24 protein-coding genes are annotated in these 26,457 nt (G+C 62.1%); 11 read left to right on the top strand and 13 right to left on the bottom strand.

The genetic code is table 11. The features are described from left to right. Positions 1-17: 17 nt before the first annotated feature. The 3 genes from ASF84_RS26695 (at position 18) to ASF84_RS26705 (ending at position 2,121) form a co-directional block, all read left to right on the top strand. Positions 18-587, top strand: a complete 570-nt coding sequence (locus ASF84_RS26695; protein ID WP_056841910.1) for a GNAT family N-acetyltransferase — start codon at positions 18-20, stop codon at positions 585-587. A 74-nt stretch (positions 588-661) separates the two neighbouring features. Further along, entirely contained in the window at positions 662-1,531 is an 870-nt protein-coding gene (tesB, locus tag ASF84_RS26700) for an acyl-CoA thioesterase II (protein WP_056841911.1), read from the top strand. Further along, positions 1,531-2,121, top strand: coding sequence for an HAD family hydrolase (locus ASF84_RS26705; protein ID WP_056841912.1), 591 nt, complete (start codon positions 1,531-1,533; stop codon positions 2,119-2,121). The genes tesB and ASF84_RS26705 overlap by 1 nt, the downstream gene beginning before the upstream one ends. A gap of 192 nt (positions 2,122-2,313) precedes the next feature. On the opposite strand, the gene ASF84_RS26710 is transcribed toward ASF84_RS26705, so the two are convergent. The 6 genes from ASF84_RS26710 to ASF84_RS26735 all read right to left on the bottom strand — a co-directional run bounded on the left by ASF84_RS26710 (position 2,314) and on the right by ASF84_RS26735 (position 11,012). Further along, positions 2,314-3,306 carry a hypothetical protein gene (locus tag ASF84_RS26710; RefSeq protein WP_056841913.1) on the bottom strand — a complete coding sequence of 331 codons (993 nt, stop codon included), beginning with the start codon at positions 3,304-3,306 and terminating at the stop codon, positions 2,314-2,316. Positions 3,307-3,309: 3 nt separating this feature from the next. Further along, on the bottom strand, positions 3,310-4,176 hold the full coding sequence (gene ypfJ, locus ASF84_RS26715) for a KPN_02809 family neutral zinc metallopeptidase (protein ID WP_056841914.1): 867 nt from the start codon (positions 4,174-4,176) through the stop codon (positions 3,310-3,312). Positions 4,177-4,247: 71 nt separating this feature from the next. After that, entirely contained in the window at positions 4,248-5,519 is a 1,272-nt protein-coding gene (locus tag ASF84_RS26720) for an MFS transporter (protein WP_056841915.1), read from the bottom strand. 285 nt (positions 5,520-5,804) lie between these two features. Next, positions 5,805-6,890 (bottom strand): tRNA (uridine(54)-C5)-methyltransferase TrmA, encoded by a 1,086-nt coding sequence (gene trmA, locus ASF84_RS26725; protein WP_056841916.1) that lies wholly within the window; start codon positions 6,888-6,890, stop codon positions 5,805-5,807. Next, a complete protein-coding gene (locus tag ASF84_RS26730) occupies positions 6,887-8,182 on the bottom strand; it encodes an NCS2 family permease (RefSeq protein ID WP_056842015.1) in 1,296 nt (431 codons plus the stop codon). Before ASF84_RS26730 ends, trmA begins: the two co-directional genes overlap by 4 nt. A 322-nt stretch (positions 8,183-8,504) precedes the next feature. Continuing rightward, positions 8,505-11,012 (bottom strand): EAL domain-containing protein, encoded by a 2,508-nt coding sequence (locus ASF84_RS26735; protein ID WP_056841917.1) that lies wholly within the window; start codon positions 11,010-11,012, stop codon positions 8,505-8,507. 401 nt (positions 11,013-11,413) lie between these two features. Here ASF84_RS26735 and ASF84_RS26740 point away from each other — a divergent pair, with 401 nt between their 5' ends. From ASF84_RS26740 to ASF84_RS28840, 3 genes are read left to right on the top strand one after another with little or no spacing between them, the layout of a single operon-like run. Next, positions 11,414-12,853, top strand: a complete 1,440-nt coding sequence (locus ASF84_RS26740; RefSeq protein ID WP_056841918.1) for a cytochrome ubiquinol oxidase subunit I — start codon at positions 11,414-11,416, stop codon at positions 12,851-12,853. 3 nt (positions 12,854-12,856) lie between these two features. Further along, positions 12,857-13,864, top strand: a complete 1,008-nt coding sequence (gene cydB, locus ASF84_RS26745; RefSeq protein ID WP_056841919.1) for a cytochrome d ubiquinol oxidase subunit II — start codon at positions 12,857-12,859, stop codon at positions 13,862-13,864. 26 nt (positions 13,865-13,890) lie between these two features. After that, entirely contained in the window at positions 13,891-14,058 is a 168-nt protein-coding gene (locus ASF84_RS28840; RefSeq protein WP_082481871.1) for a DUF2474 domain-containing protein, read from the top strand. 86 nt (positions 14,059-14,144) lie between these two features. Here the strand turns inward: ASF84_RS28840 and ASF84_RS26750 are convergent, their stop codons facing one another. Both ASF84_RS26750 and ASF84_RS28845 read right to left on the bottom strand, forming a co-directional pair. After that, on the bottom strand, positions 14,145-15,269 hold the full coding sequence (locus tag ASF84_RS26750) for a methyltransferase (RefSeq protein WP_056841920.1): 1,125 nt from the start codon (positions 15,267-15,269) through the stop codon (positions 14,145-14,147). A 119-nt stretch (positions 15,270-15,388) separates the two neighbouring features. Beyond that, entirely contained in the window at positions 15,389-15,631 is a 243-nt protein-coding gene (locus tag ASF84_RS28845; RefSeq protein WP_082481873.1) for a helix-turn-helix domain-containing protein, read from the bottom strand. 347 nt (positions 15,632-15,978) lie between these two features. Here ASF84_RS28845 and ASF84_RS26760 point away from each other — a divergent pair, with 347 nt between their 5' ends. Continuing rightward, a complete protein-coding gene (locus ASF84_RS26760; protein WP_056841921.1) occupies positions 15,979-16,755 on the top strand; it encodes a ferredoxin--NADP reductase in 777 nt (258 codons plus the stop codon). A gap of 21 nt (positions 16,756-16,776) precedes the next feature. Here the strand turns inward: ASF84_RS26760 and mscL are convergent, their stop codons facing one another. After that, a complete protein-coding gene (gene mscL / locus ASF84_RS26765; protein WP_056841922.1) occupies positions 16,777-17,226 on the bottom strand; it encodes a large-conductance mechanosensitive channel protein MscL in 450 nt (149 codons plus the stop codon). 199 nt (positions 17,227-17,425) lie between these two features. On the opposite strand from mscL, the gene radA reads away from it, so the two are divergent. The 4 genes from radA (at position 17,426) to yjiA (ending at position 22,375) form a co-directional block, all read left to right on the top strand. Further along, a complete protein-coding gene (gene radA / locus ASF84_RS26770) occupies positions 17,426-18,793 on the top strand; it encodes a DNA repair protein RadA (RefSeq protein WP_056841923.1) in 1,368 nt (455 codons plus the stop codon). Positions 18,794-19,004: 211 nt separating this feature from the next. Next, positions 19,005-21,080: a carbon starvation CstA family protein gene (locus ASF84_RS26775; RefSeq protein WP_056841924.1), complete on the top strand. Its 2,076-nt coding sequence runs from the start codon at positions 19,005-19,007 to the stop codon at positions 21,078-21,080. Positions 21,081-21,104: 24 nt separating this feature from the next. Further along, on the top strand, positions 21,105-21,302 hold the full coding sequence (locus tag ASF84_RS26780; RefSeq protein ID WP_056841925.1) for a YbdD/YjiX family protein: 198 nt from the start codon (positions 21,105-21,107) through the stop codon (positions 21,300-21,302). Positions 21,303-21,397: 95 nt separating this feature from the next. After that, positions 21,398-22,375 carry a GTPase gene (yjiA, locus tag ASF84_RS26785; RefSeq protein ID WP_056841926.1) on the top strand — a complete coding sequence of 326 codons (978 nt, stop codon included), beginning with the start codon at positions 21,398-21,400 and terminating at the stop codon, positions 22,373-22,375. A gap of 188 nt (positions 22,376-22,563) precedes the next feature. On the opposite strand, the gene ASF84_RS26790 is transcribed toward yjiA, so the two are convergent. From ASF84_RS26790 to glyA, 4 genes are all read right to left on the bottom strand, one after another. Continuing rightward, the gene (locus ASF84_RS26790; RefSeq protein ID WP_056841927.1) at positions 22,564-22,851 is read right to left on the bottom strand and encodes a hypothetical protein; all 288 of its coding nucleotides are present in this window, start codon (positions 22,849-22,851) and stop codon (positions 22,564-22,566) included. 61 nt (positions 22,852-22,912) lie between these two features. After that, entirely contained in the window at positions 22,913-23,197 is a 285-nt protein-coding gene (locus ASF84_RS26795; RefSeq protein ID WP_082481875.1) for a hypothetical protein, read from the bottom strand. A gap of 308 nt (positions 23,198-23,505) precedes the next feature. Further along, positions 23,506-24,876: a PAAR domain-containing protein gene (locus ASF84_RS28855; RefSeq protein WP_082481877.1), complete on the bottom strand. Its 1,371-nt coding sequence runs from the start codon at positions 24,874-24,876 to the stop codon at positions 23,506-23,508. Positions 24,877-25,049: 173 nt separating this feature from the next. Continuing rightward, the gene (gene glyA, locus ASF84_RS26805; protein ID WP_056841929.1) at positions 25,050-26,303 is read right to left on the bottom strand and encodes a serine hydroxymethyltransferase; all 1,254 of its coding nucleotides are present in this window, start codon (positions 26,301-26,303) and stop codon (positions 25,050-25,052) included. Positions 26,304-26,457: the final 154 nt, after the last annotated feature.

The raw sequence follows: 26,457 nt of genomic DNA on the forward strand, positions 1-26,457 counted from the left end.
GCTCCGAGGAATGATGGATGGAACCCATACTTACGCTCGACAGTGCGCGATTATCGATGCGCCAATGGCACGATGACGACCTGCCGGCCTTTGCCGCCCTGTGCGCCGACCCGCAGGTGATGCGTTACTTCCCCGAGCCGCTGAGCCGCCTGCAGGCTGCCGCGATGATCGGTCGCATACGGGGGCATTTTGCCGAGCTGGGCTTTGGCCTGTGGGCGCTGGAGCGCAAAGACACCGGGGCGTTTATCGGTTTCACCGGCCTTACGGTGGTGGGCTTCGAGGCGCCGTTCGCGCCGGCCGTGGAGATTGGCTGGCGCCTGGCGCGCGAGCACTGGGGCCTGGGCTTTGCCAGCGAAGCGGCATGGACGGCGCTGGGGTGTGGCTTTGACCGGCTGGGGCTGGATGAAATCGTGTCGTTCACCGCCCACAGCAACCTGCCTTCGCAAAAAGTCATGCAGGCCATCGGCATGCAGCCCGACCCGCTGGGGGATTTCGACCACCCCGCGCTGCCGGACGGGCATCCACTCAAGCCCCATGTGCTATACCGCATCAATCGCAAGCAATGGCTCTCGACCCTGCAAGGCTGAGCGATTCTGTATCATCCCTGTTTGTTACCCGCCGCCCTCGGCGCGCGGATCCGTTTAGCTGCAAGGAGTCATGAATGAGCCGCGTGCTTGAAGACCTGGTTGACCTGTTGACCCTGGAATCCATTGAAGAAAACCTGTTTCGCGGTCGTAGCCAGGACCTGGGCTTCCGCCAGCTGTTCGGTGGCCAGGTGCTGGGCCAGTCGATCTCGGCGGCCAGCCAGACGGTCGAGGATGACCGCCACGTGCACTCGATGCACGGCTACTTTCTGCGCCCGGGCGATGCCCAGTTGCCGGTGGTCTATCACGTCGACCGGGTGCGCGATGGCGGCAGTTTCAGCACCCGGCGCGTGACCGCGATCCAGAAGGGCAAGCCGATCTTTACCTGCAGCGCCTCGTTCCAGTACGACGAAGAAGGCTTTGCGCACCAGGCCGCGATGCCCGATGTGGTCGGCCCCGACGACCTGCCGTGCGAGCTTGAGCTGCTGACGCGCAATGCCCACCTGATTCCCGAGGCCATGCGCGAGAAATTCCTGTGCCCCAAGCCCATCGAGTTTCGCCCGGTCACCGCCGAAGACCCTTACAACCCCAAGCCCGGCGAGCCGGTCAAGTACGTCTGGTTCCGGGCCGACGGCGCGCTCAAGGACATTCCGGCACTGCACAAGTACCTGCTGGCCTATGCCTCGGATTTCAACCTGCTGACCACCTCGTTGCTGCCGCATGCCAAGACCGTCTGGCAGCGCGACATGCAGGTCGCCAGCCTGGACCATTCGCTGTGGTTCCACAGCAACCTGCGCGCCGATGAATGGTTGCTGTACGCGATGGACAGTCCCTGGGCCGGCAATTCGCGAGGTTTCTCGCGTGGCAGTGTGTACAACCGTGCCGGCCAGCTGGTGGCCTCGGTCAGCCAGGAAGGCCTGATTCGCCATCGCAAGGATTGGGCATGATGAGCCTCGAGCGGATCCGCCACTGGGTGTTCGACATGGACGGCACCCTGACGGTGCCGGTGCACGACTTTGCGGCCATCAAGCGCGCGCTGGACATTCCGCAACAGGCGGACATCCTCGGACACCTGGCCAGCCTGCCGGCGGACGAGTCAGCCGCCAAGCATGCCTGGCTGCTGGAGCACGAACGTGAGCTGGCGCTGGGGTCGGTGGCGGCAACCGGTGCTGTGGAGCTGGTACGCGAGTTGGCCGGGCGCGGCTATCGCCTTGGTATCCTGACCCGCAATGCACAGGAACTGGCGCATATCACGCTGCAAGCCATCGGCCTGGCCGACTGCTTTGCCGCCGAGCATGTGCTGGGCCGCGAGAATGCCACGCCCAAGCCTGATCCGGCCGGCCTGCTGCAACTGGCCGGGGCCTGGGAGGTAACACCGGCCAAAATAGTGATGATCGGCGACCACCTGCACGACCTCAGCTGCGGCCGCGCCGCCGGTGCCCGCACGGTGCTGGTCAACCTGCCGGAAAACCCCTGGCCGGACTCGACCGACTGGCACGTGCGCGACTGCAATGCGTTGCGTGAGCTGCTGGTATGAACCTGTAGGCCTGACCGGGCCGTGAGCCGCCAGAGTTACGAAAATCCTGAACGTTCGCGTCCTTTGCGCAGCTAAAGCCAATACTGTTCATTTAGGTGCCTATTGCTTCTGGAGCGACTTTAGCCGCGAAATGGCAGTAAAGTCGCTGCACCTGTAGCGAACCTACCGCCCTCTTCGCGGTTGAAGCCGCTCCTACAGCGGCTTGAACAGCACCGCCTCGCTCAGCGGGGCGGTGAAGATACCGTCGCCGTTATGGCCAACGCCCGGCACGTCGACCACGCGCTGGTTCAGGCCGGTAGGGTGGCGCTTGAGCAGGTAGTCATAGTAGTTGTGACCGCGCACCAGGCGGTTGGCGCCCTGCGCTTCGGCGGCGCAGGTCTTGTCCAGCGATGACTGGTTGGGGTCGTTGTCGAGCAGGCCCAGCAGGTAGGTGACATCGCGCTGCACGTAATCCTTTTCCAGCTCGCCATGCTCGGCCCTGGCGGCATAGGCCGGCAATTTGTTCAGGCCGTATTTCCAGTCATTGAAGCCCGGGCAGGATTTCTCCGAGACAGTTTGTGGGCGTTGCGCGTCGAACCAGGCATACGACGATGGTGTAGCGATCACATAGCGCAGGCGAATGCCCTGCTTGTGCAAAAGGGCTTCCTGCTTGCCGCCCAGCACGGCATAGCGCTGGGCCATCTGCGCGCCGCCGGAGTGGCCGGCGATGACAATCTCCTTGAGATTGGGGAACAGCTTGTCATCGCCCAGGCGCTTGAGAATGTGGTCCAGCACGGTGAACGAACTGACCGCCTGCGGGCCGACGGAGGGGCTGCCATTGATCCAGGCATCTTCATGCCAGCGCAGGATCGAGTCGGCCAGGTGGTGGGCGGCGATGTCGCGCTCATCCAGGAACTGCGGTGCGATCAGCAGCGTCCGGCTGCGTTCATGCGACTGGTTGGCGGCGCGCTCCATGGTGCGCAGATACGTCTGGGCATTGCGCTGGCGACCATGCAGCACAATCACCACACGCTGGATCTGTGGCTTGGGCCGCACCCATTCCTGGCTCAGCCCCAGCGTCGCCTGGCTGCCGTGGATGCCCAGGCGGTCAGGGCTGATGGAGTTGACGGGCGAGCCTTCGGCATGGGCATTCAGGCTGGCGAGGGCGGTGCTCAACATCACGGCCAGCCACAACGGTTTGGTCATCGATTACAGGCTCTTGGCGGCGAACGTGTCGCACTGGTTGATATTGCCCTGGGCAAAGCCGGTCTTGAACCAGCGCACCCGTTGTGCGGATGTCCCGTGGGTAAAGGAGTCGGGCACCACATGGCCGCGTCCCTGGCGTTGCAGGCGATCATCGCCAATGGCGTTGGCCGCATTCAATGCCTCTTCAATATCACCCGGCTCCAGCCAGTTCAAACGCTTTTGTGCACTGTTGGCCCAGACTCCGGCGTAGCAGTCGGCCTGGAGCTCCTGGCGTACCAGCAGGCCGTTGGCACCTTCCATTTTCTCGCCGCGCTGGCGTGCCTGCTGGACCTTGGCCGAGATGCCTTGCAGGGTCTGTACATGGTGGCCCACTTCATGGGCAATCACGTAGGCCTGGGCGAAGTCGCCAGCGGCCGAAAAGCGCTGCGACATTTCCCGGAAGAAGTCCAGGTCGAGGTAGATCTTGCGGTCGGCCGGGCAGTAGAACGGGCCGGTGGCCGAGGTGGCATAGCCGCAGGCTGAACTGACCTGACCGTTGAACAGGATCAGTTGCGGGTCCTGGTAGCCAGGCAAGGCGGCTTTCCAGTGATCTTCGGTGTCACCCAGCACCGACCGCACGAACTCGGCCTGTGGGTCGTTGCCGGCCGGGCGCTGCGTCGGACTGGCCGGCTGGGTCTGCGGAGCCTGCATCTGCCCGGTCAACTGGCCGAGGATCTGCATCGGGTCTTGTCCGGTGATCAGGCCGAACACCACGATCAGCGCCACACCGCCCAGCGTCAGGCCCTTGCCGCCCATGCGCCGGCCACCGCCACCGCCTTGTCCGCGCTCATCGACTACGTTGTCGCTACGTCGGCCTTTTTTCCACAGCATTGGACTGCCCTCGACACACACAATAAAAGAGTGTTGCTGGTGTAACCGGGAGGCGCCAGTCCGCCGGTCATTTAATTGACGCTTTTTGCGGCCGGTGCTGCATCGGCGAAACGGTTGACCTGGCGCAGGCTCTTGAAGCCGACCATCCAGGCCCCGACCACGCCGAGCGTGCACAGGCTGCCGACAATCGCCGCCGGAATGGCACCGATCAGCGAGGCGCTGGTGCCGGCGCGAAACTCGCCCAGCTCGTTGGACGACCCGATGAACAACATGTTCACTGCATTGACACGCCCACGCATGTTGTCAGGCGTCGAGAATTGCACCAGCGCCGAGCGGATGTACACGCTGACCATGTCGGCGGCACCAGCAATCAGCAGCGCAATGCACGACACCCAGAACAGCGTCGACAAGGCAAACACCAGGTTGGCCAGGCCGAAGATGCCCACGGCGACGAACATGGTCAGGCCGACATGGCGATCCAGCGGGCGCACGCTCAGGTAGATACCGGTAACCAGTTCGCCCAGGCTCATGGCGCTGCGCAACACGCCCAGCCCTTGCGGACCCAGATTCAGGACTTCATGGGCGTAGATCGGCAGCAGCGCAATGACGCCGCCCAGCAACACGGCAAACAGGTCCAGCGAAATGGTGCCCAGAATGATCGGTCGCGAGCGAATGAACGCGATACCGGCTGTAAAGCGCTGCCAGGCGCCGTCTTCGAGGTTGAGCCTGGGCATGGCGTACCTCACGGGTACCTGGGCCAATAGCAACGTGCCGAGGATGAACGCCGCCACGCAGGTGGCGTAGGTGAGTTCCGCACCGCCCAATGCATACAGCCCGCCCCCGACCAGCGGGCCGGCCACGGTGGAGCTGCGCATGATCACGCTGTTGGTGGCAATCGCCGAGGCCAGGCGCTCGCGCGGCACGATCTGCGGCAGCAGGCTTTGCAGCCCGGGACCGGTAAAGGCACGGGCAGCGCCGTACAGCAGCAGGGCGGCATACACCAGCCGCACATCGTGCAGGTCGTAGAACGAGAACAGCAACAGGATCACCCCGCACAGCGCCTGCACCAGCCAGCTCAGGGTCAGGATCAGCTTGCGGTCGTAACGGTCGATCAGATCGCCAGCGGGCATCAGCAGCAACAGCATGGGGATGAACTGCGCCAGGCCTGCATAGGCCAGGGCCATGGGATCGCGAGTCATGTCGTAGACCTGCCAGGCAACGACTACCGCCTGGATCTGCATGGCAAACATCGCCAGCAGACGCGCAGCCAGAAACGCAACGAAACCGGGCTGGCGCATCAGGCCCGACGAAGTGGAAGCCGAAGCGGAAGGTTCAGAACTCAAGGCAGGTACCCGTGACACACAGATGAGCGAGTGCGCGTTATACCGCAAATGATAGGTAGCTGCCTATTGAATGCCATGCATGGCAATGTCCCGGCGCCACCAAGGCGCCATGAACACGCCTGTAGGAGCGCGCTCTGCCCGCGACCGAGTGCGTAGCGCTCGCAGAAATCTCGGAAACGCTGCAAATTCATGGCTGTAAATACATTCAAAATCTGCGAAACGCTGCAAATTTACGACTGCTAACGCAGCCGGTCGCGGGCAGAGCGCGCTCCTACAGCCCCCAGGTCAGCGGCGTACCAGCAACACCCCCGACTCCATATGGTGGGTATACGGGAACTGGTCGAACAGGGCGCAGCGCTCGACCCGGTGGGTGTCGTGCAACTGGGCGATGTTGGCGGCCAGGGTTTCCGGGTTGCACGAGATGTACAGGATGCGCTCGAAGCGGCGGGTCAGCTCGCAGGTGTCCGCGTCCATGCCGGCGCGTGGCGGGTCGACGAACACGGTGCCGAAATCGTAGCTTTTCAGGTCCACGCCCTGCAGGCGGCGGAACGGCCGCACGTCGTTGAGCGCCAGGGTCAGCTCTTCGGCCGACAGGCGCACCAGCGTGACGTTGTCCACCGCGTTGTCTTCCAGGTTGGCCAGGGCGGCGTTGACCGAAGTCTTGCTGATCTCGGTGGCCAGCACCTTGCGTGCACGGGTCGCCAGCGGCAGGGTGAAGTTGCCGTTGCCGCAGTACAGCTCCAGCAAATCATCCTGGCGCTCGCCCATGGCCTCGAAGGCCCAGTTGAGCATTTTCTGGTTGACCGTGCCGTTGGGCTGGGTAAAGGCGCCTTCGGGCTGGCGGTAGCGCCAGGTGCGGCCCGCCACGTCCAGTTCTTCAGTGACATAGTCGCGGCCGATTACCAGGCGCTGGCCACGCGAGCGACCGATCACACTGACCTGCAGGTCGGCGGCCAGCCCCTCGGCCTCGGCTTGCCAGGCGTCATCCAGCGGGCGGTGGTAGCACAGGGTGATCATCGCATCGCCCGCCAGGGTGGTCAGGAAATCCACCTGGAACAGCTTGTGGCTGAGGGCCTGGCTGGCCTGCCAGCGCGCGCGCAGCAGCGGCATCAGTTCATTGATGCGCCGGCTGGCGATGGGCAGGCCGTCGAGCAGGATCGGGGTGTGCTTGTCGCCGGGGGCGAACATCGCATAGTGACGCTGCTGGTCTTCACGCCACAGGCGAAATTCGGCGCGCAGGCGAAAGTGCTCCAGCGGCGAGTCGAACACCTGTGCGGCCGGTGCATCGAACGGCGCCAGCAGGTCGTGCAGGCGGGTGGCTTTTTCGGCGAGCAGACGGTCGTAGCTCGCGGGGTCGAAGGAAACACTCATGCGTTGAACCAGCCCAGCTTGATGACGAACAGGATCGAGAGGATCACCAGCGCAGGGTTGAGCTCGCGCCAGCGTCCCGACAACAGCTTGATCGCCGTCCAGGAAATGAAGCCAAAGGCAATGCCGTTGGCGATGGAGTAGGTGAACGGCATGGCCAGCGCGGTAATGACCACGGGCGCGGCGACAGTGATGTCGTCCCATTCGATTTCGGCCAGGCCCGAGGCCATCAGCACCGCGACGAACAGCAGCGCCGGTGCCGTGGCGTAGATCGGTACGCTGGCTGCCAGCGGTGCGAAGAACAACGCCAGCAGAAACAGCACGGCGACCACGATGGCTGTCAGGCCTGTGCGCCCGCCGGCACTGACGCCGGCGGCCGACTCGATGTAGCTGGTGGTGGTCGAGGTGCCCAGCAGCGAGCCGGCCATGGCGGCGGTGCTGTCGGCGAGCAGCGCCCGGCCCATGTTCGGCATGTGGCCGTCCTTGCCCATCAGGCCGGCGCGCTTGGCGACGCCGATCAGGGTGCCGGAGTTGTCGAAGATGTCGACGAACAGAAAGGCGAAGATGATGCTCACCAGGCCCACGTCCAGGGCGCCCATGATGTCCAGTTGCAGGAAGGTCGGCGCCAGCGACGGCGGCATTGACATCACCCCGGCGAAGGCACTGAAGCCGAGCACGATCGACACCAGCGTCACGGCCAGAATGCCGATCAGCACGGCGCCACGGACCTTGAGGGTTTCCAAGGCGATGATCAGGAAAAAGCCCAGCGTGGCCAGGATTGGCGCCGGCTGCCTGAGGTCGCCCAGGCTCAGCAGGGTGCTGGGGTTGCCGATCACGATCCTGGCGTTCTGCAGGGCGATCAAGGCCAGGAACAGGCCGATGCCGGCGGCAATCGCCGAGCGCAACGCCAGGGGGATGCTGTTGATGATCCATTCGCGGATGCGAAAGATCGACAGGATGAAAAACATCACTGCCGACAGGAATACTGCCCCCAGCGCCACTTGCCAGGTATGGCCCATGTGCAGGACCACGGTGTAGGTGAAGAACGCATTCAGGCCCATGCCCGGCGCCAGGGCGATCGGGTAGTTGGCGATCAGGCCCATCACCGCCGAACCGATGGCCGCAGCCAGGCAGGTGGCGACGAACAGGGCGCCCTTGTCCATGCCGGTCTCGCCGAGAATGCTCGGGTTGACGAACAGGATGTAGGCCATGGCCAGGAAGGTGGTCACGCCCGCGAGGATCTCGGTGCGTACGTTGGTGTTGTGGGCCTTGAGGTGGAACAGCCTTTCCAGCATGTCGAACTCCGCTGCGGTGGCTCGGAAAAGCCGCGCATGATAGCAGCAGGCCGCGCAGATGGCTGCACGCTTGATCGGTGCCGGGTCCAGTGTTTGCTGCGCCAAGGCAGCGGGAGGGCTCTCATCAAAAAATAACGTACTGACTTTACTGGATATTAAATTCCCCCGTAGGAGCGCGCTCTGCCCGCGACCGGCTGCGCAGCAGTCGTAAAAATAGCGGCGTTTCCGAGATTTCTGCGACCGGCTGCGCAGCAGTCATAAAATTTCAGCGTTTCCGAGATTTCTGCGAGCGCTACGCACTCGGTCGCGGGCAAGCGCGCTCCTACCGGGGCAGCAACCAGTGTTCGAGATCCGTGGCGTTCATCGGCCTGGCGAACAGATACCCCTGGGCCACGTGATAGCCCTGTTGCTTGAGGATCTCGTACTGGCCTTCGGTCTCGATGCCTTCGGCGACCACGGTCAGGTTCAGGCTGTTGCCAATGTGGATCACCGCATCGCTCAGGGTGCGGCTGGTGGCGTCGTTCTCCAGGTCCATGACGAAGCTGCGGTCGAGCTTGAGTTCCTGGATCGGCAGGCGGCGCAGGTAGCTCAGGCTCGAATAGCCGGTGCCGAAGTCATCCATTGCCAGGCGGATGCCCAAGGCATGCACGTCGTTGAGCACCTTGAGGGTGCTGGGGTTGGTGTCCATGAGGATGCTTTCGGTCAGCTCCAGAGTCAGGTCGCCGGGGCTCAATTGATGCTCGTCCAGCAGGGCCATGAGCATGCCGGGCAGTTCCAGGTCGTGGAAGTTGGTCGGTGACAGGTTGACTGAAACCGACGGCAGCTGCGCGCCGTTGCGCCGCCACTGGGCCAGTTGTCGACAGGCCTCGCGCAGGCCCCACACGCCCAGTTCGACAATCAGCCCGCACTCTTCGGCCAGCGGAATGAAACGCACCGGCGACACTTGCCCCCAATGCGGATGGTTCCAGCGCGCCAGGGCCTCGACCCCATAAACGCTGCCATCGGCCATGTTGATCTGTGGCTGGTAATGCAGCTCCAGGGCATTGTCCTGCAGGGCCTGCTGCAAGGCGGTTTCCATGGCCTGGCGTTCCTGGGCGCGCTGGTTCAGCTCATGGCAGAAGAAGCTGAAGCGTCCGCGCCCGGCATGCTTGGCCTGGTACATGGCCATGTCGGCGCGGTGGATCAGGGTGCCCATGTCGTGGCCGTCTTCGGGAAACATGCTGACCCCGATGCTCACCGACGGGCACACCCGGCTGCCGCCGATCTGGCACGGCTGGCCAATGGTCAGCTTCATGTGCTCGACCAGTTCGGTGACGTGGGCGGTGTCGCACTCGGGCAGCACCACCACGAACTCGTCACCCGACAGGCGCCCGACAATGTCTTTGGGGTTGCGGTTATCGAGCAGGCGGCGGGCGATCACTTGCAGCAGGTCGTCGCCGGCCGGGTGGCCGAACGCGTCATTGACCTGCTTGAAGCGGTCGACGTCGATAAACAGCACCGCCAGGTGAGTCTTGTTGCGCAGCGCCGCATGAATGGCCTGTTCGGCGTTGGCCAGCAACAGGCTGCGATTGGGCAGTTCGGTCAGGCTGTCGTAGAACGCCAGCTGGCTGATGTGCGCCCGGCTTTTTTCGCGCTCGATCGCCAGCGCGCAGAGCGGCACGATGACGTCCACCAGGCGCTGGTGAAACGTCGAGGGTCCGCGCACATCCTTGAAGTAAAAGGCCAGCGTGGCGATGACGCGCTGGTCGGCCCCCATGATCGGGGTCGACCAGCAACTCTTGAGCTCCGGCGGCAGCCCAAGGTCGCGGTAGGCATCCCACAGCGGGTCGTTGGCAATGTCACGGGAAATCACCGGCTGGCGACGAAAGGCGGCCGTGCCGCAGGTGCCAACGCCTTCACCGATCTTCATGCCCTCCATGAGCTGGCAATAGCTGGCAGGCAGGCTGGCGGTGGCCAGCGGATGCAGCACGTTGTGTTCATCCACCAGCAGCATTGAGGTGGTCACTTCCGGAGCGATGCGTTCGATCTCCCGGCAGGCCAGCAGCATCAGGTCTTCGAGCGGGTCTTCCCGGACCATGGCGTTGAGCATGCTGTGTTGCAGCACCTCGTGCATCTTGGTGCTGGTGATATCGGTCAGGATGCCCACCGCATTGATCAACTGGCCTTGGGCGTCGAGCACCGGGTTGACCACCACGCTGCACCACAGGCGCTCGCCGTTCTGGATATACGCCAGCGATTCGGTCTTGATCGACTCGCCGCGCGTCAGCATCTGGCGGCTTTCCAGCACCGCCAGTTCTGCCATGTGCGGGGCCAGCAGGGCCGTGGGGTATTGACCGCAGACCTGGTCGAGGCGGTAGCCGAACATGCGCTGGAAGCCGGCATTGACGTAAACGATACGCCACTGCTCGTTAATGATGACGATGGCATTGTCGGTGTGGTCTGTGACCAGCGACAACAGGCGCAGGCGTTCGCTTTCTTCATGCTGGCGGGTGACGATCTTGAGGCTGGTGGAATAGAACACCTGGTCGCCACTGACCACCCGTGCAATCGAGGCGGTGCACCAGTGCTGGCTGCCGTCACGGTGCTGGATACGAATGTCCGGCAACTCGCCGTCACGGTCTTGCAGTTGCTGGTAATAGGCCTGGGCCGGCAATGGCATCAGGCGCCTGGCGTCCTGGCCGATCACGTCCCGGCGATTCAGGCCCCAGAGCTGTTCGGCGGCGCGATTGAACAGCACGACACTATTGCTGGCGTCGCTGACCACCACGCTGTTGCTGGCCTGCTCGATGAACTGCACGAAGAGGTCGGAAAGGCTATGGGTTAGGGGCATGCACGTCCTGTGACTCTTGATGAGGTGGCGGCACCGTGACGGCTGATCACGTCAGGGGTATTCAATAGCACAAGGCCACTATCCGGGGAAGGGCCGTTGGCGCTGCCGGGCGCCTTCCCTGACGATCGACATTCACTATGCAGCAGGGTGAGGCATCTGGTCACGCGACAACGTACCACGCAGGCGTGGCAGGCAAATGCAGCTAATCTTTCAGCGTCGGTTGACCTGGATCAAAACGATCGAACGCAACTATGCGTCAGCCGTCATACAGCTGATGCCCATTGCATCGCAATGGTGTGCCGAGGACTCGTCAGAAGCCCCCAGGCACTCTGTAACCGCCCTGACCGTGGGCCACCGCTGCCGGCGCAAGCCTGCAGCCGCAGCATCTGAGGAATCGCCTTATGTTCGGTTTGGAGTCGCTCGATCTCGCCCGCATCCAGTTCGCGTTCACGATTTCGTTCCACATCCTGTTCCCGGCCATCACCATCGGTCTGGCCAGCTACCTGGCTGTGCTCGAAGGCTTGTGGCTGAAAACCCGCAACGATGTGTACCGCGACCTGTATCACTACTGGCTGAAGATTTTTGCTGTCAACTTTGGCATGGGCGTGGTCTCGGGCCTGGTGATGGCCTACCAGTTCGGCACCAACTGGAGCCGGTTCTCCGACTTTGCCGGCGCCGTCACCGGTCCCTTGCTGACCTATGAAGTGCTCACCGCGTTTTTCCTCGAGGCCGGTTTCCTGGGGGTGATGCTGTTCGGCTGGAACCGCGTGGGCCGCGGCCTGCACTTTTTCGCCACGATCATGGTGGCGGTCGGCACGCTGATCTCCACATTCTGGATCCTGTCGTCCAACAGCTGGATGCAGACCCCGCAAGGCTTCGAGATCATCGACGGCCGGGTCATTCCCACCGACTGGTTCGCCGTGGTCTTCAACCCTTCGTTCCCGTACCGCCTGACCCACATGGCGATTGCCGCCTTCGTGGCCACGGCGTTCTTTGTCGGCTCATCGGCGGCCTGGCATCTGCTGCGCGGTCGCAACACGCCGGCGGTGCGCAAGATGCTGTCGATGGCCATGTGGATGGCCCTGCTGGTGGCGCCGATCCAGGCGGTGGTCGGCGACTTCCACGGCCTGAACACCCTCAAGCACCAGCCGGCCAAGATCGCCGCGATCGAGGGGCACTGGGAGAACGTCGGCGACGAACCGACCCCGCTGATCCTGTTCGGCTGGCCGGACATGAAGCAGGAGAAAACCCTGTACGCCGTCGAGATTCCCTACATGGGCAGCCTGATCCTGACCCACAGCCTGGACAAGCAGGTGCCGGCGCTCAAGGAGTTCAAGCCTGAGGACCGGCCCAACTCGACCGTGGTGTTCTGGTCGTTCCGCATCATGGTCGGCCTTGGCATGCTGATGATCCTGACCGGGCTCTGGAGCCTGTGGCTGCGCAAGCGTGACCGTATCTACCAGTCGCGGCCGTTCCTGCGCCTGGTGCTGTTGATGGGACCCTCGGGCCTGATCGCGATCCTGGCCGGCTGGTTCACCACCGAGATCGGGCGACAGCCGTGGGTGGTCTACGGCCTGATGCGCACCGCCGACGGTGTGTCCAACCACAGCGTGGTGCAGATGAGCATTACCCTGGTGATGTTCGTGGTGGTGTACTTCGTGCTGTTCGGTGCCGGCTTCGTCTACATGATGCGCCTGGTGCGCAAGGGGCCGCAGCCGCATGTCGAACATACGCCGCGTGGCGGCCCGGGCCAGACCCGCACGCCGGCCCGTCCTCTTTCCGCCGCCGTCGAAGGCACGCAGGACGGCGACAATCTCGATCGACTGGGCAAGGGGAACTGAGCCATGGGCATTGATCTTTCGCTGATATGGGCCGTGATCATCATCTTCGGGATCATGATGTACGTGGTCATGGACGGCTTCGACCTGGGCATCGGCATCCTGTTTCCGTTCATGAAGCAGAGCCACGACCGCGACGTGATGATGAACACCGTCGCGCCGGTCTGGGACGGCAACGAGACCTGGCTGGTGCTGGGCGGGGCCGGCTTGTTCGGTGCCTTTCCGCTGGCCTACTCGGTGGTGTTGTCGGCACTGTACCTGCCGCTGATTTTCATGCTGGTGGGGCTGATCTTTCGCGGTGTGGCGTTCGAGTTCCGCTTCAAGTCGTCCGAGGCCAGCCAGCACTGGTGGGACAAGGCGTTCATTGGTGGCTCGCTGACGGCGACCTTTTTCCAGGGCGTGGCGCTGGGGGCCTTTATCGAAGGCATGCCGGTGGTCGACCGCCAGTACGCCGGCGGCTCGCTGGACTGGCTGTCACCGTTTCCACTGTTCTGCGGCCTGGCCCTGATCGTGGCGTATGCGCTGCTGGGCTGCACCTGGCTGATCATGAAGACCGAAGGCTCGCTGCAGAAGGCCATGCATGACCTGGCGCGCCCCCTGGCCATCGCGGTACTGGTGGTGATGGGCATCGTCAGCCTGTGGACGCCCCTGTCGCACCCGGCCATTGCCGAGCGCTGGTTCAGCATGCCCAACCTGTTGTGGTTCATGCCGGTGCCGATCCTGGTGCTGGTGACCCTGTACGGGCTGTTCAAGGCCGTGGCCCGCAACGCGCACTACACGCCGTTTTTGCTGACCCTGCTGCTGATCTTCCTGGGCTACAGCGGGCTGGGCATCAGTCTGTGGCCGAATATCGTGCCGCCGTCGATCAGTATCTGGGAGGCCGCTTCGCCGCCGCAGAGCCAGGGTTTCATGCTGGTGGGCACGCTGTTCATCATCCCGTTCATCCTGGGGTACACCTTCTGGAGCTACTACGTATTCCGCGGCAAGGTCACCACCGAAGACGGCTATCACTGAGTGCTTGATGACTGGAGGAACGCGTGATGAGTAGCAACAATCCCCGGCATGACGACGACCCGGCGATGAACAAGCCGTTGTGGCAGCGCCTGGCCTGGCTGGGCGGCATCTGGGCCGGCAGCGTGCTGGCCCTGTTCATCGTCGCCAGCCTGATGCGTATGTTCATGAGTGCGGCGGGCCTGACCACTCATTGAGGCTCGCGCCAATATCCCATCCCGTGTTTCGTGGACACGGCTTTTTGTACCCTCCTGAACGGGCTGTGAAGGAGGGTTTTTTCTGGTTACTTGCGCGCCTTGAGAATCACGAACTTGGGCGTGGCGGCCACCTGCTCGACGTCGCGGAACAGCCGTGCCAGCTTGGCGTGGTAGCCCAGGTGGCGATTGCCGACGATGTATAGCGCGCCGCCTTGCACCAGCGCGGCCCGGGCCTGGAGGAACATGCGCCAGGCCAGAAAATCACCGACCACCTGCTGCTGGTGAAACGGCGGGTTACACAGCACCACATCCAGCGAATCGTCAGGCTGAGTGGCCAGCCCGTCGGCTGCCCGGATCGTCACCGGGCGCTCGCCCAGTGCGGCGTGCCAGTTCTGCGCCGCCGACTGCACGGCCATGTACGACTCGTCGACCAGCGTGTACTCGGCCTCGGGGTTGTCCAGGGCGCTGGCAATGGCCAGCACGCCGTTACCGCAGCCCAGATCCGCGACACGCGCCTTGCCCAGGCCCTTGGGTAGCCAGGGCAGAAAGGCCCGGGTGCCGATGTCCAGCCCGTCGCGGCAGAACACATTGGCGTGGTTGACCAGCTCCAGCGCCGGTTGCTCAAGGCGATAGCGGGTCGGGAACGGCGAGGGCTGCACTTCCTTGGGCACCGGTGTGGCAAACAGCAGGCGGGCTTTTTTCACCGCCAGAGACGCCTGCACCGGGCCTACGTATTCTTCCAGCAGCTCACCGGCCGAGCGCGGCAGGTGCTTGATCATCGCCGCCGCCACCACTTGGGCGCCTGGCGCCAGTTGGCCTTGCAGACGGATCAATTGCTCTTCCAGCAGCGCCAGGGTCTTGGGGATGCGGATCAGCACCCAGTCGAACGGCCCGCTCAACGGCTCACTGGCAGGCATCACCGTCACGGCATCGGTGGCCATGCCATTGCGGGCCAGGTTGATTTCAAGGGCGCTGCTGGCCAGAAAGGAATCACCGCTGCTGGACACCGTCGCGTGCGCCGCCAGGCTCGCGGCCAGGCCGCCGAAACTGTCGTTGAGCACCAGTACGCGGGTGCGCAGGTTCAAGCCCTGTTCGGCAACGTGATTGAGCAGGTACTCGTCAGCGGCATCGAACGCCTGCAAGGGTTCGTTCGGTTGTTCCGGCTGACGAATCAGGTCGAGTTGGGCAAAGGCGCTGGAAAGCAGGGGCATGGCAGGAAACTCTGGGCAAACGACGGGCATCACGCACGTCCGGCACGTACCGGGCGGGCATAAGGTGCGTGATTCTACGTGCTTTTTGCCCTTTGGGACCTGCCATTGTGGTCCATGTATCAAAGGGGTCCGAATACGCCGCTCAAGGCGGCTTGCACGGCCGCTGCGGTCTTGTTGCAAACCCCCAGCTTCTGGATGGCGCTGGCAATATGAAAATGAATGGTTCGCTCCTTGAGGCGCAAGATGATTGCGATGTCGCTGGCTGTCTTGCCTTTGGCGGACCACTTGAGTATTTCGATTTCTCTTTTCGTCAAGGCGCTGCTTTGTGACGGTTGGGGTGACACGAGTCTGGCTGATTCCATGATCGCCTCCATGCCGGTCTGGCGAGACCCTTCGATGAGGGTTCTGTCAGTTTAGGAAAAAGCGCAGCGGATCTTTTGCCGGCAAAAACTATCCAGACGGGTGGGGTGATGGCATTTTTGGATTCAAAGAAGTGTCATCGCCCTGAAACCATTGTTTGTCATGGGGTAACGCTTTTTGACCCTGTCTCGGGGCTTCTTTGAAACAGGTAGAAAAGAACCAAATAGTCTAAATAAGACCCATCGATGACGCGGCAACGGGATGTCAATACAAACAGACGGTGTTTCTCGATGGCCTTTTGCGGGACACTGCAGGCCTGCCATTCATGTTCAGGAGTTGCAAGCACACCATGACCGTCAGCGACGACAAGTTCACCCGGCAAACGCTGCAGCGCGTGACCCCCTTGACCCCCAATCTGTTCACCCTGCGTGCCACCCGCGATGCCGGCTTTCGTTTCCGCGCCGGACAGTTCGCCCGCCTGGGCGTGACCAAGGCCGACGGCAGCACCGTGTGGCGTGCCTACTCGATGGTGTCTTCGCCTTATGACGAGTTTCTCGAATTCTTTTCCATCGTGGTGCCGGACGGCGAGTTCACCAGCGAGTTGAGCCGCCTGCGTGAAGGCGATGAACTGCTGGTCGAGAAACAGGCGTTTGGCTACCTGACCCTGGACCGCTTCGTCGATGGCCGCGACCTGTGGTTGCTGGCGACCGGTACTGGCGTTGCGCCGTTCCTGTCGCTGCTACAGGATTTCGAGGTGTGGGAAAAATTCGAGCGCATCATCCTGGTGTACAGCGTGCGCGAAGCGGCGGAGCTGGCGTACCAGCCGCTGATCGAAGCGCTCACGCAGCGCGACTACCTGGCCGAATACGCGCACAAGTTCCTGTACCTGCCGGTGGTCACCCGCGAAGCTTATCCCGGCGCTCTGAACAGCCGCATCACGCGACTGATCGAGGACGGTGACCTGGAGGCGGCGGCCAGCCTGGAGCTGAGTCCTGAACATTCACGGGTCATGCTGTGTGGCAACCCGGAAATGGTCGACGAGACGCGTCAGTTGCTCAAGCAGCGCAACCTGCAACTGAGCCTGAGCCGCCGGCCGGGGCAGGTGGCGGTCGAGACCTACTGGTAACGGCCCGGCCGGTGCCGGCGATTACAGCAACGGCTTTTTCGGGTCGATCACGACCGGCTCGGCCGGTGTGTGCTGTTCCTTGAGCAGGTCACGGATTTCACCCAGCAGCACTTCCTGCTTGGAAGGCGCCGCCGGCAGGCTCGGGGCCTTGGCTTCTTCGCGCTTGAGGCGGTTGATGGCCTTGACGCCCATGAAGATGGCAAACGCCACGATGATAAAGTCGACTACCGTCTGGATGAACTTGCCATAGGCCATGACCACCGCAGGGGCTGCGCCTTCGGCGGGACGCAGGGTAATGGCCAGGTCGCTGAAATCAACACCGCCGATCAACAGGCCCAGAGGCGGCATGATCACATCGCCCACGAACGACGAAACGATCTTGCCGAAGGCGGCGCCGATGATGATACCCACGGCCATGTCGACCACATTGCCCTTGACGGCGAATGCCTTGAATTCGTTGATAATGCTCATGGTCATTCCTTGTTACAGATGAGTGGATCCGCTGCAGTGTAATCGAGCGGCGTGCAGGATGCCGCTGTTTGGTACCGGTTCAATCGACCGGACGTGAAACGGTAAGTTTTATTCGATTGTGCAATAACGCCAAGGGTCGGGGGACGTAAGGGGCCGGCCACCTGCGTTATCATGGCGGCTTTTGCGGGCGGATTTATTCATGGCCAAGGCCAAGCGCTTGTACGGTTGCACCGAATGCGGTGCAACCTTTCCCAAATGGGCCGGGCAGTGCGGCGAATGCGGCGCCTGGAACACCCTGGTCGAAACCATGCTTGAAAGCGGCGCCGCCGCGCCCCCCAGCGGGCGGGCCGGCTGGACCGGGGCGCAGGCGCAGATCAAGACCCTGGCCGAGGTCAGCGTCGAGGAAATCCCGCGCTTTTCGACCCGATCCACCGAACTGGACCGTGTGCTGGGCGGCGGCATGGTGGACGGGTCGGTGATCCTGATCGGCGGCGACCCCGGCATCGGCAAATCCACCATCCTGCTGCAGACCCTGTGCCACCTGGCCGAGAGCATGCCGGCGCTGTACGTCACCGGTGAAGAGTCCCAGCAACAAGTGGCCATGCGCGCAAGGCGCCTGGGCCTGCCGCAGGACAAGCTGCGGGTCATGACCGAGACCTGCATCGAGTCGATCATCGCCACGGCGCGCAGCGAGCAGCCCAAGGTCATGGTCATCGACTCGATCCAGACCATCTTTACCGAGCAACTGCAGTCGGCACCGGGCGGCGTGGCCCAGGTGCGCGAAAGTGCGGCGTTGCTGGTGCGCTATGCCAAGCAGAGCGGCACGGCGATCTTTCTGGTCGGACACGTGACCAAGGAGGGCGCCCTGGCCGGCCCGCGTGTGCTGGAGCACATGGTCGACACCGTGCTGTATTTCGAAGGCGAGGCCGACGGCCGCCTGCGCCTGCTGCGCGCGGTGAAGAATCGCTTTGGCGCAGTGAATGAGCTGGGCGTGTTCGGCATGACCGACCGTGGCCTCAAGGAAGTGTCCAACCCCTCGGCGATCTTCCTGAGCCGGGCCCAGGAAGAGGTGTCGGGCAGCGTGGTCATGGCCACCTGGGAAGGCACCCGGCCGATGCTGGTCGAGGTGCAGGCCCTGGTCGATGACAGCCACATGTCCAATCCGCGCCGGGTCACCCTGGGCCTGGACCAGAACCGGCTGGCCATGCTGCTGGCGGTGCTGCATCGCCACGGCGGCATCCCGACCCACGACCAGGACGTGTTCCTCAACGTGGTGGGCGGGGTCAAGGTACTCGAAACCGCCTCCGACCTGGCCTTGATGGCCGCCGTGATGTCCAGCCTGCGTAACCGGCCCTTGCCCCATGACCTGCTGGTGTTCGGCGAGGTCGGGCTGTCGGGCGAGGTGCGTCCGGTGCCCAGTGGCCAGGAACGTCTCAAGGAAGCCGCCAAGCACGGCTTCAAGCGCGCCATCGTGCCCAAGGGCAACGCGCCCAAGGACGCCTATGAAGGGTTGCAAGTGATTGCCGTGACGCGCCTGGAGCAGGCGCTGGATGCGTTGTTCGAGTAGTTTCTGTCTTGCCTGGCAGCCTGCTTGCGCAGGCTCTGGGACAAGGGTTGTAGCGCGACCCGATTAATTTTCACCCAGACCATCGTAGGGGGGTGGCCTTTCGCTCTGACAAGACTACACTCGCATCGTCGGGTTATGCTGCCGCGTCGCCACAAGCGACCACACAACTGCATGATCCAGAACTTCTAGTCATTTCTGCTGGAATAAGAAAATGAAAAATAATAACAGTCTGATGCGCCATGTGCCCTGGGTACTGTTGGCCATCATTGGGGCTTGTGCCCTGGGGGTCGTCGCGCTGCGTCGCGGCGAAGCAATCAACGCCTTGTGGATCGTGGTGGCAGCCGTCGCCATCTATCTGGTGGCTTTTCGTTACTACAGCCTGTTCATTGCCAACAACGTCATGCAACTGGACCCGCGCCGCGCAACGCCGGCGGTGGTCAACAACGATGGCCTGGACTATGTCCCGACCAACAAGCACATCCTGTTCGGTCACCACTTTGCCGCCATCGCCGGTGCCGGCCCCCTGGTCGGCCCTGTGCTCGCCGCGCAAATGGGCTACCTGCCCGGCACGCTCTGGCTGATCGCCGGCGTGGTGCTGGCCGGCGCGGTGCAGGACTTCATGATCCTGTTCCTCTCCACACGTCGTAACGGCCGGTCGCTGGGCGACATGGTCCGTGAGGAAATGGGCCGTATTCCCGGCACCATTGCCCTGTTCGGCTGCTTCCTGATCATGATCATCATCCTGGCGGTGCTGGCGCTGATCGTGGTCAAGGCTCTGGCCGAGAGTCCGTGGGGCATGTTCACCGTCATGGCGACCATTCCGACGGCGATGTTCATGGGCATCTACATGCGCTACATCCGTCCGGGGCGCATCGGCGAAATCTCGATCATCGGCGTGGTGCTGTTGCTCGGCTCGATCTGGCTTGGTGGCCTGGTGGCGGCCGATCCGGTCTGGGGCCCGCGCTTCACCTTCACCGGCGTGCAGATCACCTGGATGCTGGTGGGCTACGGTTTTGTTGCCGCCATGCTGCCGGTCTGGCTGCTGCTGGCACCGCGTGACTACCTGTCGACCTTCCTCAAGATCGGCACCATCCTGGCCCTGGCCATCGGTATCCTGATCCTGGCGCCAGAGCTGAAAATGCCGGCCCTGACCCAGTTCACCGACGGCACAGGTCCCGTCTGGAAAGGCGCGCTGTTCCCGTTCCTGTTCATCACCATTGCCTGCGGCGCGGTCTCGGGCTTCCATGCCCTGATCTCCTCGGGTACCACGCCCAAGCTGCTGGACAACGAAGTCAACGCCCGCTACATCGGTTACGGCGGCATGCTGATGGAGTCGTTCGTGGCCATCATGGCCATGGTCGCCGCCTCGGTGATCGAGCCGGGCGTGTACTTCGCCATGAACAGTCCGGCTGCCGTGGTCGGCAGCGACGTGGTCTCGGTGGCCGCCAAGGTCAGCGAATGGGGCTTTCTGATCACGCCGGAGCAACTGACCGCCGTGGCCAAGGACATTGGCGAAAACACCATCCTGGCCCGTGCCGGCGGTGCACCGACGCTGGCGGTCGGTATCGCGCAGATCCTGCACCAGGCCTTGCCGGGTGAAAACACCATGGCCTTCTGGTACCACTTCGCGATCCTGTTCGAGGCGCTGTTCATCCTGACCGCGGTCGATGCCGGCACCCGTGCCGGTCGCTTCATGCTCCAGGACCTGCTGGGCAGTTTCGTGCCGGCCCTCAAGCGCACCGAGTCGTGGACCGCCAACATCATCGGCACCGGTGGCTGCGTGGCGCTCTGGGGTTACCTGCTGTACCAGGGCGTGATCGACCCATTGGGTGGCATCAATACCCTCTGGCCGCTGTTCGGCATCTCCAACCAGATGCTGGCCGGTATCGCCCTGATGCTCGCCACCGTCGTGCTGATCAAGATGAAGCGCCAGCGCTATGTGTGGGTGACCATGCTGCCGGCCACCTGGCTGCTGATCTGCACCGTGACCGCAGGCTTCATCAAGCTGTTCGACCCTAACCCGGCTGTCGGTTTCCTGGCCCTGGCCAAGAAGTACAGCACGGCGGCCGATGCCGGTCAGATCCTGGCCCCGGCCAAGAACGTCGACCAGATGCAGCACGTGATCTTCAACGCCTACACCAACGCCGGCCTGACGATCCTGTTCCTGTTCGTGGTCTTCAGCATCCTGTTCTACGCCGTGAAAGTCGGGCGTGCCGCCTGGAGCAAGACCGAACGTACCGACAAGGAAGCGCCTTACCAGGCCATGCCCGAAGGTTCGCAAGTCTGATGACCATTCACAGAGGATCAGCCCGTGTTCAATGACCTTGGCCGTCTCGGCAAATACCTGGGCCAGGCGGCCCGCCTGATGGTGGGCATGCCTGACTACGACAACTATGTCGAGCACATGCAGGGCAAGCACCCGGACAAGCCGATGATGAGCTACGAGGAGTTCTTTCGGGAACGCCAGGAAGCCCGTTACGGCGGCAAGGGTGGGCCGAAGTGTTGCTGAACCGCTGATCTGCGTGACTGTTTGACCGACGCGCCACAGGCCCTGCCTGCGGCGCGTTTTGATTTTTGCCACAAGCATCCTGCCAAGGAGCCCCAATGAGCGAGTTGCAACCCATTCCCGTCACCGTACTGACCGGTTTTCTGGGCGCCGGCAAGACCACCTTGCTGCGTCACCTGCTCAAGGCCGAGCATGGCCTGAAGATCGCGGTGATCGAAAACGAATTCAGCGACGCCGGCATCGACAGCCAGTTGCTCGGCGACGAGCCGGTGCAGGTCATGACCCTGTCCAACGGTTGCGTGTGCTGCACCATCCACACCGACCTGACCAAGGCGCTGTACCTGCTGCTCGAACGCCGTGACAGCGGCGAAATCGCCTTTGACCGGCTGGTGATCGAGTGCACGGGCCTGGCGGATCCTGCGCCGGTGGCACAGACCTTCTTCATCGACGAAGACCTGCGCGAGCGCTATATCCTCGACGGCATCATTACCCTGGTCGATGCGGCCCATGCCGAGGTGCACCTGACGCAGACCATCGCCCAGGCGCAGATCGGCTTTGCCGACCGCCTGCTGGTGAGCAAGCGCGACCTGGTCGACGCCGCCGCCTTCGAGGCCCTCAGTGCGCGCCTGACCCGCATCAACCGCCGTGCACCGATCCGCATCGTCGACCACGGCCGCATCGACCTGGCCGAACTGCTCGACGTGCGCGGCTTCAACCTCAATGCCGACCTGGGCGGCGGCATGACCCTGCGCCCGCTGGCACCGGTGGGCAACAGTGGCGACCGCATTACCAGCCTGGTGCTGCGCACCGACCAGCCGCTGGATATCGACAATCTGAGTACGTTCATGAATGAACTGCTCGAAGACCACGGCAAACAACTGCTGCGCTACAAGGGCGTGCTCAACATCAAGGGCGAGCCACGCCGCCTGGTATTCCAGGGCGTGCTCAAATTGTACGGCTTCGACTGGGACACCGAATGGGCCGAAGACGAACCGCGTGAAAGCGTGATCGTGTTCATTGCCGATGAACTGCCGGAAGAGAAAATCCGCGCAGGCTTTGCGGCGATGGCGGGGTGAAACGGATCGAAGCCCGCGACCGAGTGCGAAGCGCTCGCAGAAATCTGTGAAACGCTGCAATTTTACGACTGCTACGCAGCCGGTCGCGGTGGTCCGGCACTCCGGCAGAGCGCGCTCCTACCAAGGCACAGTGTTTGCTGCGCGACGGCGCTGTATTTGCGACCACACGCAGTGCCTTGACGGCAAAATCAGCGTTCCTTGCACGCCTCCAGTTCTGCCTGGGACTCCAGGCGGGTGACAATGCCCAGCCGGTATTTGCAGTAGTCCTGGACGGTCTTCAATTCAACCTCACTGAGCTCGTCCAGAGACCTACTGTCCCTGTCGCTGGTATAGATGTTTTCAAATCTGAGCTTCAGGGTGGGGTGTTTTTTTATAAACACCATGTATCGCGGGTCTTCAATGTCCAATGATACGTAATAACCGATGTAAAGGTGGGCGGCTGTAATGAGTGCGATGATGGACAGTATTTTTTTCATGGTTTATAGAGGTGTCCTGCTTGCAGGCTAAAAGGACTGCTTTTTGAAAGGTGGGTAAGTGCTACTGCTCTTTGCAGGCGCGAAATTCTTTCTCTGTCTTTAGCTGGGTTTCTAGGCCCAGTCGATAGATGCAGTAATCGATCATTTGCTGCCTTTGTGTGTCGGTCAGCTCGTGCAGACCGGTTTCAAAATTGGGGTGGAATACGCGGTGGAATATAATTTGTAAGGTTGGTTTTTTTTTGATAAAAATCACGGGGTGTACGCTGTTTTCTCCGAAGTGCTCATAGTAACCAACAAAGGATATGATTATAAAGATAGCCGCCATCAGTGTAATGATTTTTTTCACGGTGAGATCCAGTTTTTTGGACGTTATCTTTTTTCGCAAGCTTCTAGCTCAAGCTGAGTGTTTAGCGCTGTTTCAATGCCCAGCCGATAAGCGCAGTAATCAATGACTCGATTGCGCTCTTGATTTGTCAGTTGATGAAGCTTTTTGCTGTCGGCATCATGGGCGAACATATTAAAAAATTTTAGTTGCAGTGTAGGTTTATTTTTAATGGAAAAAGTGAGTGTGGATTTCAGCATCTTCAATTGAGTTGTAGTAGCCAACACACAGGGCAGCCAAGAGTGGGGCTATCAAAAAAGCGATCGTCTTTTTCATGAGGTGGGTGGTGTCAGCAGTTGGGTTTTTGTTCGGATGAGCTGAACCAGTTCCATGCCGATATTGCCGGGGCAGATTTTTCCTTCAAGGGTCTGGTTTGGGTATTCTTTGTGGCCACCAAAGCGAGTAATGAAGAATATATCTTTTAAGGCGTTAATTAGAGTGATTGTGGCATCTGCTTGAGTCGCAGGGATGGAGTGTGTGGTGCCAACGCCTAGTGAATGTAGGTTTTTTCGTGCAAAAGTAACCCAGTCTTTTCCTTCCTCAGGCGTCGTCAGGTTATTCAGTAATATAATGCCGATCACGCCCGTATTGTAGCTGGAAACACTGGATGCTTTGAATCGAATATCCCGGCCTTCATAGAGGACCCCTGAGCAATCAATGCCATAGTGGTAGCTGATGTCATCGAAGTCTTTGGACTGGTGAGTCTTTTGAGTCTCAAGCATCTGCTCCGCCCCCCTCCCACACGAATAACTCCGGCCGGCATGATGCAGTGCAATCATGCTGTAGTCCCAGTCCGGCTCCAGTAGGTTCTTCGGCGGTTTGGCATGCCATTGTGACCGCTCCACAAATTCATGCCCCAGCGCCCGGACCTTGCGAATCAGCGCCTCACGCGTTGCTGCACGGTCATTGATGGTGATCGGCAGGGGCACCAGCGGTTGACCCTTGTTCAGTGCCTGGGCATTGGCTGTGATCGTAAAGCGCGGGTCGGTTTTCGACAGCTCGTCCAGCACCCGTGCCGGGGCCTTGAACATCACGTGCATCGAGATCAGCGAATCGGCCGAGGGCGCTTCGACATGCGCCAGCCCGGTGGCGTCGGTAAGGCCGGTGATTTCCTCGCCATCCACCACGGCAATGAAGGGGCGATCAGCCAGCGGCTTGCCGGTTTCGCTGTCGGTGACCTGGAACGACCGGGTAAAGACGCTGCTGGCAACCGCAGGTGCATCATGGGACTCCACAAATGCACCAGCCGCCAGGGCTCGTTGTTCCAGCTGCGGATCAGCCAGCAGCGCCTGCAATTTCTGATCGTCGACATTGCCCGACTCATCAATGGCGCCGAGCCTGGCGAAATCCACCGCCAGCCGGGGCGTGACGAAGTTGACCGCACCGCCCCGTGTGTCCTGGCTGCCGGTGATGAGGCCGCCACCGTGGCTGGTCAGGCTGCCCATGTGTGCCATGGGTCGGCCATCGACCAGGATATTGACGAAACCACTGACGATCACCGCACCGCAGGCGGCCCGGTCGCCAATGCGGGCCACGGGCAGGTCGTTGACACAAACGGTAGGGGAGGCAGACACCAATGGGGTGATGCCATGCAGCGGGATCGGGCAGGCGTGCAGGTCGGTCAGGCGCGACACGGGAATCATGGGGGCAACCTCGTGGGGACGGGGTGTGCATCCTGACGCGGGTTGCCGAGTGCTTGATGTAGGGCGTTTCTGCGGATTGTGCAGGAGATGGCTGCGTGTGATGTTCAGGCTCGCGTGCAAGAAAAAGCCCGGCGCAGAGGCCGGGCTTTGTCAGGGTGCGGCAAACAGCGCTATCAGGCGCCGTAGACCGGCAGGCGGGCGCAGATGGCCTTGACCTTTTCACGTACGGCGTCGATCACGGCTTCGTTGTTCAGGTCGGCGAGGATGTCGCAGATCCAGCCGGCCAGTTCCTTGCAGTCGGTCTCGTTGAAACCGCGGGTGGTGACAGCCGGGGTGCCGAAACGCAGGCCCGAAGTCACGAACGGCGAACGCGGGTCGTTAGGCACCGAGTTCTTGTTGACGGTGATGTAGGCGCGGCCCAGGGCTGCGTCTGCGTCCTTGCCGGAGATGTCCTGCTTGATCAGCGAGAGCAGGAACAGGTGGTTCTCGGTGCCCCCGGAGACCACGTCGAAACCGCGCTCGATGAACACGCCGGCCATGGCCTTGGCGTTCTTGACCACTTGCTGCTGGTAGGCCTTGAACTCAGGCTGCAGCGCTTCCTTGAAGCACACGGCCTTGGCGGCGATGACGTGTTCCAGCGGGCCGCCCTGGGCGCCCGGGAACACGGCGGAGTTGAGCTTTTTCTCGATGTCGGCGTTGGCGCGTGCCAGGATCAGGCCGCCACGAGGGCCGCGCAGGGTCTTGTGCGTGGTGGTGGTGACCACGTCGGCGAATGGCACCGGGTTCGGGTAGACGCCTGCGGCGACCAGACCGGCCACGTGGGCCATGTCGACGAACAGGTAGGCACCGACCTTGTCGGCGATTTCGCGGAAGCGCGGGAAGTCCAGCACCTGCGAGTAGGCCGAGAAACCGGCCACGATCATTTTCGGCTTGTGCTCGACCGCCAGGCGCTCGACTTCGTCGTAGTCGATCAGGCCGTTGCCGTCGATGCCGTACTGGATGGCGTTGTACAGCTTGCCCGAGGACGACACGCTGGCACCGTGGGTCAGGTGACCGCCATGGGCCAGGCTCATGCCCAGAATGGTGTCGCCGGCCTGCAGCAGGGCCAGGTAGACCGCTGCGTTGGCTTGCGAACCGGCGTGCGGCTGGACGTTGGCGTAGTCGGCACCGAACAGTTCCTTGGCACGATCAATCGCCAGTTGCTCGACCACATCGACGAATTCACAGCCACCGTAGTAGCGCTTGCCCGGATAGCCTTCGGCGTACTTGTTGGTCAGGGCCGAACCCTGAGCTTCCATGACGGCGGGGCTGGTGTAGTTTTCCGAAGCGATCAACTCGATGTGCTCTTCCTGGCGCACAGCTTCCTGCTCCATGGCGTTGAAGAGATCGGGGTCGAACTTGGCGATAGTCAAATCACGGCTGAACATGGCTGTCCTCGGGAGGTCGGAGCGGAAAAGGGAGGCATTCTACCCCATCGGCTTTTATCTGGCATATGAAAGGCAGTCATGTGCTGGATGAATGGGCCACAGGACAGTAGTAGGAGCGCGCTTGCCCGCGACCGAGTGCGTAGCGCTCGCAAAA

Origin of the sequence: Pseudomonas sp. Leaf127 (assembly GCF_001423155.1) — a bacterium.
Lineage (GTDB): Bacteria > Pseudomonadota > Gammaproteobacteria > Pseudomonadales > Pseudomonadaceae > Aquipseudomonas > Aquipseudomonas ovata.